The following is a 13,831-nucleotide window of genomic DNA, read 5'->3' as shown; positions in this document are numbered from 1 at the left end:
ACACGACGTAGCATTTTTAATCGGCTTACCCCACATAAATAAGGATAGATGAGAATAGGATGTTACTCTCCTATTCCATCTATCCTTTACTTTTGAATCTTAGTTACGATGCTCGACTAAATCAATGGCCCCTAGCACAACATGTGCTAAACCAAAGCCTATGATGGATCCTCGAATCCAAGGTGTTATACTTCTATTATTTCGCAATGCCACTCCAGTAGTTGTTACAGCAGTTCCAAGTATTGCTGGTATTAAACCCTCTCGTATGTTGTCCATATTATAACGCTCCTCTCATTTATCCTTTGATTCCCCTTTATAATTTGCATTAACAATCTGTTTATACAGATGAACGAAAAATATATGATGCCTCCAAAAGATAAATCCAATCTTTACTAATAAAATGCATTTCAATGCATACAAATAATTAGTAGCTAGTCAAATATCTTGGAGGTGGGTAAAATTTTATCGGCTATTTTAGTCTTTATTGTCGTGTATTTACTGTTTAGTCTTTCCGGAATTCTATTTCCTGTTGATCGTACATGGTATGCATCGTTAAAAAAGCCCTCTTGGACACCCTCTGGTAAAACAATAGGAATGATTTGGGGCATTTTATATGCATTAATCGCATTGTCACTAGCTATTATTCAATATAAAATGGGATTAAAAAGTACAAGCATTTCGTTTATCCTATTATGGCTTATCAATTATTTAGCCAATCAAGCCTTTAGCTTTTTCCAATTTACCGCCAAAAAACTCGACTTAGCTTTTCTGGATACACTTGTAGTTGTCATCACTAATATTTTACTTATTTATTCAACCACTCAATATTCAGGACTTGCCGCTCTATTGCTAATCCCCTACTTAATATGGTCTCTTATAGCTACCACATTAGCTTGGTCTATTTATCGTTTAAATTCTTAAAACAGAAAGCCATGCATTCGCATGGCTTTAGGATTCTTACTATTTGTTGTCGTCTTTATCTTTGACATCTGTAAAATCTGCTTCTTCACCAAATTCAGTGGACAATTCAGAATTTCTTCCGTATTGGCGTTCTGATTCTGTATGTTCTTCACTATCCAAAGGAGCAAATAAAAGACTTATACAAACCAGACCGCTTAAACCTACAAGACCAAAAATGACTCTTGATAAAAAGGCGCTTTCTCCTCCAAATAGGTTTGATACTAAATCATATCTAAAAAACCCAATTAGACCCCAGTTGATAGCCCCAATAATTACTAAAGCTAAAGCTATTCTTTTTAATACTTCCATGGATATTACACCTCCTTCAACAAATGATAAGAATCAAACTTATCTTCTGCATTTAGGAAAATTTAATACTAAAACAGAGAATATACCGAAAATATTTTATGGCCCTGTTTATATTCTTTTCCAAATAAAAAGCCCTTATCGAATAAAACTTCGATAAGAGACTTTTTTACACTAGGAATGATTTAATTTACAATATTATGTTGCATTAAATAACTATACGTAATATCCACAAATAAAAATTCATGCTCATTTAAAGCCATTGAATAGGTACGAGTTAGCTCACCAGTTTGAATATCGCTATATATAGTGGATAAATCACCTTTTGCATGATTTTGCAATTTTATAATATTCAGAAGAAAATAAGGACGCCAACTCCAATTTTTTCCTATTGCCTGTTCTTCTATATTCCATTCATTGTTTAGTCTAACGATATTAGGTGAAATTTGAAAACCTTCATCATTACAAATGTACAATCGAAAGGCGTAATTTTCTAATTTTTCAGCCAGTTCATAAAGACTTTCAATATTCAAACTCGTAGGACTAATCTGCTTTACCATCGTTGTAATGTGCTTTTGAAGATTATTTATCTCTTCGTATTTTAAAGCCAAAATCTTTTTCTCAGTCGAAATAAATTGCTGACATTCGCTTCTAAAACGTGTCTTTAAAATGTCACGATTAAGAAATTGATTAGATGGTTTTTCTAAATAGGCACCTTTAAAATAGCGCGCTCCGTTTTTCCAAGCATAATGCAACTCATAGCTCGTTTTAATATTATCAAACATAAATGCTGCACCCATTTTAACTGCAATGGACTGAATAGTGGTGAACATATGATTTTGAGTTCCCCAAGCGTCATAATCAAGGCCACTCACTTCCATTTTCAATACTGAAGGTTCTAAAAGTAAAATTTGATCCAATTTACTGTCAGGTCCAATATCAGCCATGACAGTTTTTACTCCGTATGTCTTAATATAGTATATTGGATGTCTAAATTGATTGATATCCCCTTTAAATTTTTGCATTGGAATTTGTAAATAAATATGTGGTAAAAGACTTTCCTCTACTAAATCGGTTAGCGTTTTAAAATAGGCTTCACCGAAGTCCAACATCAACAAATTTGGATTACATGGTATATAGAGATTCGTTTCTTTCAATGCATCAGTCGCGAGTTCTATCGCCTTTTTTATCAAAATTTGTTCCACTTCTGCACGAATATCAGCTGGAACTGTTTCATCATATGTAAATTCAACAATATTGAAATTGTGAGTATCATTGTTCAATTGGCCAATTACTTCATAAGCAACTATGACATGCTCATCTGCACTAAAAATCGGTTCAAACAATATTTCAATCTGATCTAATTGATCGAGAAGGTCGAGAACATCCATCTACTAATCCCCCATTCTAACATACTGTCTATATTATATCTTATATTTCTATGCTAAGCATCGACACATTTATTATTATTTTTGAAATATATTAATATTCGATACATTCAATTTAGTAATTCTCACAGCATTTACGTTTACTTTTAGCTGTTTAAAGCCATCCTAATTGATGTGTAAAAAAGCCACCTCTCAATTTTTTGTGAGAGATGGCTTTTGATTTACGATTCATCTATAAGTAATACTACTTTTTATAGAAGGAACGAAAGGCTTAAATTTAGAACAATTCAAACTGAATTGAATATCGTCTAAACTTTGGTATTACATCATACCGCCCATGCCGCCCATATCAGGCATTGCTGGAGCTGGAGTTGGTTCTGGAATGTCAGCTACTACTGCTTCTGTAGTTAATAATAGAGCTGCTACAGATGCTGCATTTTGAAGAGCAGAACGAGTTACTTTTGTTGGGTCAACAATACCAGCATCGATCATATTTACCCATTCGCCATTTGCAGCGTTGAAACCAGTACCTACTTCTTCACGTTTTAAGCGATCAACGATGATTGAACCTTCAAGGCCAGCGTTGTTTGCGATTTGACGAACTGGTTCTTCTAGAGCACGTAGAACGATTTTTACACCAGTTGCTACGTCACCAGTTTCAACAGCGCCAACTTCAGCTACTTTGTTGTAAACACTTACTAGTGCAGTACCACCACCAGCAACAATACCTTCTTCTACTGCTGCACGAGTTGAGTTTAGAGCATCTTCAATACGTAATTTACGTTCTTTTAATTCTGTTTCAGTTGCAGCACCAACTTTGATGACTGCTACGCCACCAGCTAGTTTTGCAAGACGTTCTTGTAATTTTTCTTTATCGAATTCTGAAGTAGATTCTTCATATTGTGCACGGATTTGTGCAACGCGAGCTTCGATTGTATCTGCGCTGCCTGAACCTTCGACGATTGTTGTATGATCTTTTGTTACAACAACTTTGCCTGCGTGTCCAAGCATTTCAATTGAAGTTTGTTTCAAGTCTAAACCAATTTCTTCAGTGATTACTTGGCCACCAGTTAAGATTGCAATATCTTCTAACATTGCTTTACGACGATCACCAAATCCAGGAGCTTTAACAGCTACTACGTTGAATGTACCGCGAAGTTTGTTTAGGATTAATGTAGTTAGTGCTTCACCTTCTACATCTTCAGCAATGATTAATAATGGTTTGCTTTGTTGAACAACTTGTTCAAGCACTGGTAAGATTTCTTGAATGTTAGAGATTTTTTTGTCAGTGATTAAGATATATGGATTATCTAAAACAGCTTCCATTTTATCTGTATCAGTTACCATGTAGTGAGATAGGTAACCACGGTCGAATTGCATACCTTCAACTACATCTAATTCTGTAGTGAAACCTTTTGATTCTTCAATTGTGATAACACCGTCGTTGCCAACACGTTCCATAGCTTCTGCGATTAGTTCACCGACTTCATCGTCAGCTGAAGAAATTGCAGCTACTTGTGCAATAGCTTCTTTGTTTTCTACTGGCTTAGAAATTGTTTTTAATTCAGTAATTGCTGCTGCAACTGCTTTGTCGATACCTTTACGAATGCCGACTGGGTTAGCACCAGCTGTAACGTTTTTCAAGCCTTCACGAATCATTGCTTGAGCTAAAACTGTTGCAGTAGTAGTACCGTCACCAGCGATTTCGTTTGTTTTAGATGCTACTTCTGAAACAAGTTTTGCACCCATGTTTTCGTATGGATCTTCAAGTTCGATTTCTTTGGCAATTGTTACACCATCATTTGTAATTAATGGTGAACCGAATTTTTTTTCAAGAACAACGTTACGTCCTTTAGGTCCTAATGTTACTTTTACTGCGTTAGCTAGTTTATCTACACCTTTTAACATAGCGCTACGAGCGTCTTCACTAAAACGAATATCTTTTGCCATTTTAAAAAACCTCCTAATAATTTATCTATTTTTTATTTGATCATTAATTTATTATTCAACGACTGCTAGAACGTCTGATTCACGAAGAATTAAGAAGTCTTTACCTTCGTATTTTACTTCTGTACCTGAGTATTTAGAGAAGATGATGTTGTCGCCTTCTTTTACGTTAAGTGGCACTACATTACCACCATCTGTTAAGAATCCAGTACCAACTGCAACAACTTTACCTTCTTGAGGTTTCTCTTTTGCAGAGTCTGGTAGCACGATACCGAATGCAGTTTTTTCTTCAGCTTCGATAACTTCGATAATGATACGATCGCCTAATGGTTTTAACAATTGAAACAACCTCCTAGAATTATGAGTAAATATATTTTATATATTATTAGCACTCCTTCTTATTGAGTGCTAACACAATTATTATATTAATGAATTACAATTGTTTTTGCAAGTATGAAGCATAAAAAATTTTGTTTTTATCCGTTTATATTTTAAAATGAAGTAAATTAAGCAATTTAGAGAGGGTTCTGATTTTGAAATCCCAAAAAACAGCGTTATATATTTTACTGGTTTATATCTTAATGCAACTATCTGGTTTCTTTTTCATACGACCATTATTTCACTTTATCCAAGGTCGTAATCCTGAATTGAGCAAAAATGAACTTATTTTAACTACAAATGGTTGGTACACCTTTATTAGTATGGGTATTGCTCTTATCATTTCCATACTATTAGTTTCACGTGACTCAAACTTTTGGAAAATCTATAAAGGTAACAAAGCTTCCCTTCCTATATCTATTCTATGGGGAATTATAGGATTCTTTATGGTAATGATTGGGCAGTCTATTGGTGCTATTATAGAGAGTAATTTAGGTATTAAACAAGGTTCTGAAAATACTGCTAGTCTTTTATCAATAACTGATGTTGCACCGATTATAATCATTGCAATTGTCTTTTTTGGGCCAGTTCTTGAAGAGTTTGTATTCCGACGCGTTATATTTGGGTCACTCGTACAAACTACTAATTTCTTTGTTGCTGCCCTAGTTAGTTCAATTGTCTTTGCCATAATTCACCTAGATTTTCCACACATCATAATATATGCAATATCTGGCTTTATATTCGCATTCCTTTACCATAAGACAAAACGAATTATCACATCTATTATTGCTCACATGATGTTAAATGGATTTATAACTATCGTTCAATTTTATAGAGAACCGATCAACGAATTCATAAAACAACTTCAACAAATGCAATAATCTAGATAATTCTCCAGAAAAGAAGAAAATCCTTCTATCTATTTGATAGAAGGATTTTCTTCTATGGAACTAATTGCAAGATCCATTTGACGTTGTTGTTCAGCTTTCAAATATTTTCGATACCCTATACGAGATATTATTATACTAATCTCATATAAGACACATAACGGAATCGCTACGATAAATAGCGATACAACATCAGTTGGTGTAATTAAGTCAGCTACAACTAACAAGATAAAGTAAGCATACTTACGTACCTTACTTAACATTTGTGGTGTAATAATTCCTAAACGAGTTAAAAATAGTACAACCACAGGTAACTCAAAAACAATCCCGAAAGGTAAAGTAATCTGTATTAAAAATTGGAAATATTCATTGATACCAATTGTTTGTTGTACATCTAATTCTGAAGACATCTTCTCCATAAAATTGATGATATATGGAAATAGAATTTCATATGAGAACAGTACACCACCAACAAACAATAGTACAATGTAAGGAATATATCTTAATGTTGCCCTACGTTCTTTGGCATATAATCCCGGACTGATAAAAGCCCAAAATTGATATAAGATAATAGGCGATGTTATAACAGTAGCCAGTATAAATATTACTTGAAAATAGATTTTAACAGGATCTGTTATTTTAAATGCATGAAGCTGTAGTTTCTTTGCTTCACTGCTATATTGTAAGAAATGGATTAATGGCTCTGCTAAAAAGAAACTACCTATAACAGCAACCACAAAGAAAACGGCAACAATATATAGCCGCTTTCTTAACTCTTCTATATGTTCAACAACAGTTAGTTCAGTATTATTCATTCAACTAACATCCCAACTTATTTATCTTCAGTTTTTGCAGATTCAGACACTTTTTTTGTTGTTTCGTCATCATCCGCTAAACCTTTAGTAGCGTTTTTAAATTCACGGAGAGTAGATCCCATTGCTTTACCAAGCTCTGGTAGTTTCTTCGGTCCGAAAATTAGTATGGCAACAATCCCTATGATAATAGCGCTCCCAGCACCAATTCCCATTACAGACACCTCCTCATAATATGACTTTATTTTAACCCAAAATTATATTTTTTACCATTTATACTAGTACCCTATTTGTGAATATTTTACGTCACTACTTATCATTACGCATAAAATAGCTTAAAGTTTGCAATTCAATTGTAAGGTCAATAGTATGTACTCTAACATAGTCCGGCACACTTAATCTAACTGGAGTAAAATTCAATATTCCCTTCACCCCTATTGCTACTAACCTATCTGTCATAAATTGTGCTGAACGAGCTGGTACAGTTAAAATTGGTAATTCCACATTATATTCTGCAAATTTCTCTTCTAATAGATCTGGTGGATAAACCGGAATATCATTAATATATTTCCCTTCCGGTGTACCACTCGTATCAAATGCCACAACAATTTTCATATTATGGCTCTTCTGAAAGTTATATTTTAGCAAAGCACTACCGAGATTCCCTACCCCTATTATCGCTACATTCATTCGTTCATCTTGGTCTAATACCTGTCTAAAAACATCTAGTAAATATTGAACATCATATCCGTATCCTTTTTTACCGAGAGCCCCAAAGTATGAAAAATCACGACGAATGGTTGCCGAATCAATTTTCATTGCTTCACTTAGTTCTTTAGAAGAAATTCTTACTTGTCCTGCTTCAGCAAAGTTTAGGATGAAGCGATAGTAAAGAGGAAGTCTTTTTGTAGTAGCTTGTGGTATTTTGTTTGAAGCTTTCACAATTTTTCCTCCTACAATCAATTCGAAATCCATTCAATAGTACATGAGGATTGGCTATCTGTAAAGCTATTCTCGTTGCACACATATGTATCTTCCATTAAACTAGAATTGAACTGAGGTGTCTAATATGATCGTATTACAGGTCAATCAATTATATAAATCATATATTGCCGATGAGATTTTAAGCGGCGTTAAACTCGAAGTGCAGCACCGGGATCGCGTAGCACTAGTTGGTCGTAATGGTGCAGGTAAATCCACACTATTAAAAATAATTGCCGGAAAGCTTTCTTATGATTCCGGCGATATTATTATGCCAAAAGATATTCGACTAGGTTACTTAGATCAACATGCAGGCCTTGAATCTCCCCTTACTATTTGGGAAGAAATGATGACAATTTTCGAACCATTAAAAAAGCAAGAACAAAAACTTAGAAAATTAGAGCAGAAAATGGCTGAGCCTTCAATTTTTGAAGACGCAGATTCCTACTCTAAAATAATGGCTGAATACGACCAACTCCAACATGATTTTAAAGAGCAAGGTGGTTACCAATACGAAGCTGATACAAGATCTATTCTTCACGGTATGCAATTCTATCCTGACAGCTATGATCAGAAGATTTCTTCCTTATCAGGTGGGCAAAGGACGCGACTTGCTCTCGCTAAGTTACTAATAAGTAAGCCTGAATTATTAATTCTCGATGAACCTACAAACCATCTAGATATCGAAACATTAAGCTGGTTAGAAAACTTCTTAAAAAATTATGATGGCGCTATTCTTATTGTATCTCATGACCGATATTTCTTAGATCAAGTTGTTTCAATTGTATATGAAGTCTCTCGTCATCACGTCACAAAATTCACTGGTAATTATAGTGATTATCTAAGTGAAAAGGCAAAGAACTATGAACGTGATCGTAAGCTCTATGAAAAACAACAAGGAGAAAAGGCAAAGCTTGAGACTTTTATCCAAAAAAACCTTGCGCGTGCCTCAACAACAAAGTTAGCTCAAAGCCGACGCAAAGTTCTTGAAAAAACAGAGTGGATGGATGCACCTGATGGCGATGAAAAATCTGCAACTTTTACTTTTGATATAAATCGACAAAGTGGAAATGATGTCCTATCTATTAATGACCTATCTATTGGATATGACAATCATGCAATTTCAACTAATATTCAAATGCGCTTATACAGACAAGATCGTATCGCCCTCGTTGGACCAAATGGGGTTGGAAAATCCACTTTACTGAAGACAATTGTAAAAGATAAACAAGCACTTGCTGGCGATATTCACTATGGAACCAATGTTCAAATTGGTTACTATGATCAAGAACTAGCCAAACTAACAAGTAATAAAACAGTTTTAAAAGAGCTTTGGGATGAATGGCCTTTAATGAATGAAAAAGATATTCGTACTGTCCTTGGTCGTTTCCTATTCTCAGGTGAAGATGTAGATAAGATTGTTCACGATTTATCCGGTGGCGAAAAAGCACGACTTTCATTAGCAAAACTAATGCTACAAAAGTCAAATTTACTTATACTAGATGAACCGACTAACCATTTAGACTTGGATAGTAAAGAGGTTTTAGAAAATGCCCTTATTGACTATCCTGGTACATTACTTTTTGTATCTCATGACCGTTACTTTATCAACCGCATTGCCACAAAGGTTGTTGAACTATCAAATGACGGAGCAACTGAATATCTCGGCGACTACGATTACTATATTGAAAAGAAAAAAGAACTTGAAGAAATTGCAGCCGAAAAATTAGCAGCAATTCCCCAAATTCAAGATACTGTCGTAAAAAAACAAAAGAATAACCAAATCGATAAAGAAGCAAAGAAAAAGGAACGCAAAATAAGAAGACGTATTGAAGAAATTGAAGTCTCACTAAGTGACTTGGATCTTCAAATTAAAACTATAGAAGAGCAACTTTGTGATCCAGAAATTTTCCAAAACCATGAAAAAGTAATGATATTACAAACTGAGTTAGAAACAATTAAAGAACAACGTGAAGAAATTGAATTAGAGTGGCTAGAACTAAATGAGCAACTTGAGGAATTTGTATAATTCAATATTTAAAAAGGCTACTAAATGTCCATGTGCTAATACATTTAGTAGCCTTTTATCGTTATTTTTTAAGATAACAGATCAACTTCAACGTCTCAAATAAAAGATCAAGAAAATTTTATCATGAATTATTTGTCGAATTGCTGTATATATTGTCTATATATTGGTCAATACTAAATATTCATCATTTTTTTCTCCACAAATTTATACACATTATAAACCTTTATATTTCAATGTTTGAAAATACTTTTCCACATTATCCACAGATTTTATATAAGTTACGCACAGATAATTGTGAAAAACTTACTACTATATATAGAAAACACACATTTTATCCACAACTTATCAACAAACTGTGGACTATTTTAGAATTTTCTTATTATTTTTGCAAAGAAAAAGGTTATCGACTTATAGCGATAACCTCAACTTTTAATAAACTTATTTATTCCATGAGACTAATTCTAAACCTGGACGTCCATTTAGAGTAAGATCACTTCGTTTCCCTGCTTTAAACATAGATGAACCAGCAGCTGCGATCATTGCCGCATTATCTGTGCACAATTTTAATGGTGGTACATAGAAAGGAATACCTTCTTTTTCAAAGGCTTCTTCCAATGCTGTCCGCAAACCTTTGTTTGCAGAGACACCACCAGCTGCGATAACTTGCTTAACATTAAATTCACGCGCTGCTCGTAATGTTTTTGCAGTTAATACCTCTACAACACTATCTTGAAAACCTTTTGCTACATGCATCGGGTTAATCTCTTCTCCACGCTGATCTGCATTATGCTTATAATTAATAACAGCAGATTTTAATCCACTAAAACTAAAATCATATGAATCGTGGTCTAACCAAACGCGAGGAAAATCTACTGCTCCATCACTCTCGTGAGCTAGTTGATCGATTTTAGGTCCACCTGGATATGGAATATTTAACACACGCGCTACTTTATCATAAGCTTCACCAGCAGCATCATCACGTGTTTCTCCAATTAACTCAAAACAACCATCATTCTTCATAAGAACAAGCTCTGTATGACCGCCAGATACGACTAACGCTAACAATGGGAATTCCATAGGTTGGATTAATGCATTAGCATAAATATGACCTGCTATATGATGCACCCCAACTAACGGTAAATTGTTAGCAAAAGCAAAAGCCTTCGCAGCATTAATACCTATTAATAATGCACCTACGAGCCCAGGCCCTTCTGTCACACAAACTGCATCCAAATCTTCAGGTTTCATATTTGCTTGTAGAAGTGCTTCTTCAATTACAATTGTTACTTGTTCAACATGATGGCGGGAAGCAATTTCAGGAACAACTCCACCAAAACGTTTATGACTTTCTATTTGAGATGCTACCACATTGGAAACAATCTCATGACCATTCTTTACAATTGAAGCAGCGGTTTCATCACAACTACTTTCAATACCTAATATATATAAATCTTTTTCCATTATAAATTCACCCACATGACAAGAGCATCCTCTTGATTATCAGTATAGTAACCTTTACGAATACCGCCTTCTTGAAATCCAAGTTTCCGGTATAAATTCTGCGCGACAATATTAGTTACACGGACTTCCAAACTCATTAAGACGACGCCATGTTCCTTTGCAATTCGAATTGCTTCGCGCATTAAACCTTCACCAGTGCCTTTTCCTCTACCAGCAGGTAGAACAGCGACATTCGTAATTTGACTTTCATCTAAAACAATCCACATTCCACAAAAACCTACGATTGAATTTGTTTCATCCACAGCAACGACATATGAGGCTTGTGTATTTGTTGTCATTTCATGATAAAAGGCATCCATTGTCCAAGGTGTAGCAAAGACGGACTCCTCAATACGATGTACTGCCTCTACATCATCAATAGTCATTTGTCGATACGTAATCATCCACTCACCTATTGTTTGCCTTTCTGTTCTTTCAACCAATTTGCCTCTGCTTCTGCTAAGCGGCAATATTTTGGCACGAAGGTATGTGTAGCATCAATCGATGGTAACTCTTGTTGTTCCGCAAGATGAATAAGCTGTGCTGCACTCGGTAAGTCGAGAGCATAAGGTGCTCTTATTGCACTATTTCCTAACTCTTGTTGGATCAACCCCCAAAAATTATCAACATCATGTCCTACAAAAAGAACCGGCTTTCCTATTTCTTTAAGCTGTTCTAATAATCCAAGCATACTGTAATGACCATCCTCCACAATCGGAGCAAGTCCCATCGTGGAATCATATGCAGCAGCATAAACATTTTGACGTCTAGCATCGATTAGAGAACAAATAATACCTTGGAACATTGCAGCATTTGCTGCAAGAACTTGTAAACTTGAGACTCCTACTAAAGGCTTTTGCAATGTCCATGATAAAGTTTTTGCAATGGTAACACCAATACGAACACCTGTATATGAACCAGGTCCTTGACTAACAGCAATTGCATCTATCTCTTTCGGAGAAATGCTGACCTTCTTAAAAATATGTTCAATCGCTGGCATTACACCAGCAGAATGATTAACTTTAATATTCGTTACTTCAGCTGTAAGTATTTGTCCATCTTTAACGATAGCAACAGCCAAAGGCGAATTTGCAGTATCTATACCTAACCAAATCATTTTATTAACTCCTCACACAATTGTTCATAATGCTGACCAATTGGTTTCAATAAAAATCGTCTTGTATTTTCATCAACACGTTGAATCTCAATTGCCAAACGCTCAGCAGGTAGATCTTGTTCTATTAAGTGTGCCCATTCTACGACAGATACAGCATCTCCATAAAAAATTTCATCCCATCCAAGATCTTCATCACTATCTGCTAAACGATAGACATCTAAATGATTAAAGGGTATGCGTCCCTCATATTGCTTTAAAATTGTAAATGTTGGGCTATTCACAGTCCGTTTAATCCCTAATCCTTTTGCTAAAAATTGCGTAAACGTGGTTTTACCCGCACCAAGATCTCCTTCTAACGTAATCGTATCTTGTGCTTGTAATAATTTAGCTAACTTTAATGCCAATTGGTTCGTTTCTTCTAATGAAGCAACCATTATTTCCATTTGTCTTCGTCCTCTCAGCTTCACATTAATTATAGTTTACCTAAACCTACAAAAATGTTCAAAGTGAACGAGCTGTATTTCTCTAAACACAAAAAAATAACACAGCCTCTTAGCTGTGTTTGCATGAACATTTAAGATAAATGGCGGTCCGGACGGGACTCGAACCCGCGACCTCCTGCGTGACAGGCAGGCATTCTAACCAGCTGAACTACCGGACCTTCTTTCTGACAATGTTAATTTTATCAAAAATATATAATTTTAACAATACCCTTCTTAATAATTACTTTTCTATCAGAAAAAAGCCGCCTTATTTAAATATAGCGGCTTTTAAAATTAGAATATTCAAAATTAATTCAATGAAATGGTCTCATTCATCTTCTCATTATAAGAATTATTACCAGTTATCTTTTGATAAAAATAAATCATCTGTTTGACCATATTCCCAGTTTCCCAATATTCAGCAGTTTCCACTTTTACTTTCAATAGTATAACATTTGGATCATCATAACTTGTTTCCATTAACTTTTCATAAGCAGCGTTCCATAATTCTTTCTTTTTATTTATGTCCTCTACAATTTCAGCCTTTCCACGTACTGATACATAAGATTTCCCTGCATAAGTTACATTGACATCTGAATTTTGGAGAATCTCACGATACTTATCTGTCTCTTTTTTTGTGAAAAACCATAGATCTCCATCAAATTCAACTTCCTGTGTTTTCATTGGGCGTGAAACTAAACCATCTTCAGAATTTGTTGTGAACATTGCTGTATCGATATTTTTAATTAGTTCTCTTAATTTGATAATTTCCTTCTGTTTGTAAGTCTTATTTTCCATTCGATTAATCACCTCGTTTGTTATTATTCACTATGGTGCCCTAAAGAAATAAAATTATAAGAATGTACTCAACAAATACGATAATCATTAAAAGATACAACCAAATAAGTAAGCAATAGATTCCATTTCTGAATATACGAAAAAAACACAACTGAATAAACAGCTGTGTTTTTAGTGTGCCTAGCAACGTCCTACTCTCGCAGGGGGACAGCCCCCAACTACCATTGGCGCTAAAGAGCTTAACTT

16 protein-coding genes and 1 tRNA gene are annotated in these 13,831 nt (G+C 34.8%); 3 read left to right on the top strand and 14 right to left on the bottom strand.

The window, feature by feature from the left end; genetic code table 11:
* Positions 1-99: 99 nt before the first annotated feature.
* Complete coding sequence (locus Q0977_RS12760; protein WP_119415841.1) at positions 100-276, bottom strand: asparagine synthase; 177 nt, start codon at positions 274-276, stop codon at positions 100-102.
* Positions 277-450: 174 nt separating this feature from the next.
* Here Q0977_RS12760 and Q0977_RS12755 point away from each other — a divergent pair, with 174 nt between their 5' ends.
* Positions 451-921, top strand: coding sequence for a TspO/MBR family protein (locus Q0977_RS12755; RefSeq protein ID WP_119415856.1), 471 nt, complete (start codon positions 451-453; stop codon positions 919-921).
* Positions 922-960: 39 nt separating this feature from the next.
* On the opposite strand, the gene Q0977_RS12750 is transcribed toward Q0977_RS12755, so the two are convergent.
* The 4 genes from Q0977_RS12750 to groES all read right to left on the bottom strand — a co-directional run bounded on the left by Q0977_RS12750 (position 961) and on the right by groES (position 4,940).
* A complete protein-coding gene (locus Q0977_RS12750; RefSeq protein ID WP_124218137.1) occupies positions 961-1,269 on the bottom strand; it encodes a DUF378 domain-containing protein in 309 nt (102 codons plus the stop codon).
* 182 nt (positions 1,270-1,451) lie between these two features.
* Positions 1,452-2,657, bottom strand: a complete 1,206-nt coding sequence (locus Q0977_RS12745; RefSeq protein WP_119415843.1) for an EAL-associated domain-containing protein — start codon at positions 2,655-2,657, stop codon at positions 1,452-1,454.
* A 318-nt stretch (positions 2,658-2,975) separates the two neighbouring features.
* The gene (groL, locus tag Q0977_RS12740) at positions 2,976-4,604 is read right to left on the bottom strand and encodes a chaperonin GroEL (protein WP_119415844.1); all 1,629 of its coding nucleotides are present in this window, start codon (positions 4,602-4,604) and stop codon (positions 2,976-2,978) included.
* Between the two features lie 51 nt (positions 4,605-4,655).
* Positions 4,656-4,940, bottom strand: coding sequence for a co-chaperone GroES (gene groES / locus Q0977_RS12735; protein ID WP_119415845.1), 285 nt, complete (start codon positions 4,938-4,940; stop codon positions 4,656-4,658).
* Between the two features lie 194 nt (positions 4,941-5,134).
* On the opposite strand from groES, the gene Q0977_RS12730 reads away from it, so the two are divergent.
* Positions 5,135-5,860 carry a CPBP family intramembrane glutamic endopeptidase gene (locus Q0977_RS12730; RefSeq protein ID WP_241155083.1) on the top strand — a complete coding sequence of 242 codons (726 nt, stop codon included), beginning with the start codon at positions 5,135-5,137 and terminating at the stop codon, positions 5,858-5,860.
* 38 nt (positions 5,861-5,898) lie between these two features.
* Here Q0977_RS12730 and tatC read toward each other — a convergent pair whose 3' ends face one another.
* The 3 genes from tatC to Q0977_RS12715 form a co-directional block, all read right to left on the bottom strand.
* Positions 5,899-6,681, bottom strand: a complete 783-nt coding sequence (gene tatC, locus Q0977_RS12725) for a twin-arginine translocase subunit TatC (RefSeq protein ID WP_119415846.1) — start codon at positions 6,679-6,681, stop codon at positions 5,899-5,901.
* A 17-nt stretch (positions 6,682-6,698) separates the two neighbouring features.
* Positions 6,699-6,893 (bottom strand): twin-arginine translocase TatA/TatE family subunit, encoded by a 195-nt coding sequence (gene tatA, locus Q0977_RS12720; protein ID WP_119415847.1) that lies wholly within the window; start codon positions 6,891-6,893, stop codon positions 6,699-6,701.
* 94 nt (positions 6,894-6,987) lie between these two features.
* Positions 6,988-7,620 carry a redox-sensing transcriptional repressor Rex gene (locus Q0977_RS12715; protein WP_124218136.1) on the bottom strand — a complete coding sequence of 211 codons (633 nt, stop codon included), beginning with the start codon at positions 7,618-7,620 and terminating at the stop codon, positions 6,988-6,990.
* 127 nt (positions 7,621-7,747) lie between these two features.
* Here Q0977_RS12715 and Q0977_RS12710 point away from each other — a divergent pair, with 127 nt between their 5' ends.
* A complete protein-coding gene (locus tag Q0977_RS12710) occupies positions 7,748-9,688 on the top strand; it encodes an ABC-F family ATP-binding cassette domain-containing protein (RefSeq protein WP_119415849.1) in 1,941 nt (646 codons plus the stop codon).
* 438 nt (positions 9,689-10,126) lie between these two features.
* Here Q0977_RS12710 and tsaD read toward each other — a convergent pair whose 3' ends face one another.
* The 6 genes from tsaD to Q0977_RS12680 form a co-directional block, all read right to left on the bottom strand.
* Positions 10,127-11,149: a tRNA (adenosine(37)-N6)-threonylcarbamoyltransferase complex transferase subunit TsaD gene (tsaD, locus tag Q0977_RS12705; protein ID WP_119415850.1), complete on the bottom strand. Its 1,023-nt coding sequence runs from the start codon at positions 11,147-11,149 to the stop codon at positions 10,127-10,129.
* Complete coding sequence (gene rimI / locus Q0977_RS12700) at positions 11,149-11,592, bottom strand: ribosomal protein S18-alanine N-acetyltransferase (RefSeq protein ID WP_119415858.1); 444 nt, start codon at positions 11,590-11,592, stop codon at positions 11,149-11,151. The genes tsaD and rimI overlap by 1 nt, the downstream gene beginning before the upstream one ends.
* An 8-nt stretch (positions 11,593-11,600) precedes the next feature.
* The gene (tsaB, locus tag Q0977_RS12695; RefSeq protein ID WP_119415851.1) at positions 11,601-12,305 is read right to left on the bottom strand and encodes a tRNA (adenosine(37)-N6)-threonylcarbamoyltransferase complex dimerization subunit type 1 TsaB; all 705 of its coding nucleotides are present in this window, start codon (positions 12,303-12,305) and stop codon (positions 11,601-11,603) included.
* Complete coding sequence (gene tsaE, locus Q0977_RS12690) at positions 12,302-12,748, bottom strand: tRNA (adenosine(37)-N6)-threonylcarbamoyltransferase complex ATPase subunit type 1 TsaE (protein WP_119415852.1); 447 nt, start codon at positions 12,746-12,748, stop codon at positions 12,302-12,304. The genes tsaB and tsaE overlap by 4 nt, the downstream gene beginning before the upstream one ends.
* 141 nt (positions 12,749-12,889) lie before the next feature.
* Positions 12,890-12,966 (bottom strand) — tRNA-Asp (locus Q0977_RS12685).
* Positions 12,967-13,096: 130 nt separating this feature from the next.
* Complete coding sequence (locus Q0977_RS12680) at positions 13,097-13,585, bottom strand: pyridoxamine 5'-phosphate oxidase family protein (protein WP_119415853.1); 489 nt, start codon at positions 13,583-13,585, stop codon at positions 13,097-13,099.
* Positions 13,586-13,831: the final 246 nt, after the last annotated feature.

Source organism: uncultured Rummeliibacillus sp., assembly GCF_934216135.1.
In the GTDB taxonomy this organism is placed as follows: domain Bacteria; phylum Bacillota; class Bacilli; order Bacillales_A; family Planococcaceae; genus Rummeliibacillus.
Note: the sequence above shows the minus strand (reverse complement) of the source record. Positions and strands in the feature narration are given on the sequence as shown.

Coding starts and splice junctions, on each gene's coding strand:
- tsaB (WP_119415851.1), bottom strand. CDS start 12,305: ATGATTTGGTTAGGTATAGATACTGCAAATTCGCCTTTGGCTGTTGCT.
- tatA (WP_119415847.1), bottom strand. CDS start 6,893: ATGGGAATTGGTGCTGGGAGCGCTATTATCATAGGGATTGTTGCCATA.
- groL (WP_119415844.1), bottom strand. CDS start 4,604: ATGGCAAAAGATATTCGTTTTAGTGAAGACGCTCGTAGCGCTATGTTA.
- tatC (WP_119415846.1), bottom strand. CDS start 6,681: ATGAATAATACTGAACTAACTGTTGTTGAACATATAGAAGAGTTAAGA.
- Q0977_RS12750 (WP_124218137.1), bottom strand. CDS start 1,269: ATGGAAGTATTAAAAAGAATAGCTTTAGCTTTAGTAATTATTGGGGCT.
- Q0977_RS12760 (WP_119415841.1), bottom strand. CDS start 276: ATGGACAACATACGAGAGGGTTTAATACCAGCAATACTTGGAACTGCT.
- rimI (WP_119415858.1), bottom strand. CDS start 11,592: ATGATTACGTATCGACAAATGACTATTGATGATGTAGAGGCAGTACAT.
- Q0977_RS12710 (WP_119415849.1), top strand. CDS start 7,748: ATGATCGTATTACAGGTCAATCAATTATATAAATCATATATTGCCGAT.
- tsaD (WP_119415850.1), bottom strand. CDS start 11,149: ATGGAAAAAGATTTATATATATTAGGTATTGAAAGTAGTTGTGATGAA.
- Q0977_RS12745 (WP_119415843.1), bottom strand. CDS start 2,657: ATGGATGTTCTCGACCTTCTCGATCAATTAGATCAGATTGAAATATTG.
- Q0977_RS12680 (WP_119415853.1), bottom strand. CDS start 13,585: ATGGAAAATAAGACTTACAAACAGAAGGAAATTATCAAATTAAGAGAA.
- tsaE (WP_119415852.1), bottom strand. CDS start 12,748: ATGGAAATAATGGTTGCTTCATTAGAAGAAACGAACCAATTGGCATTA.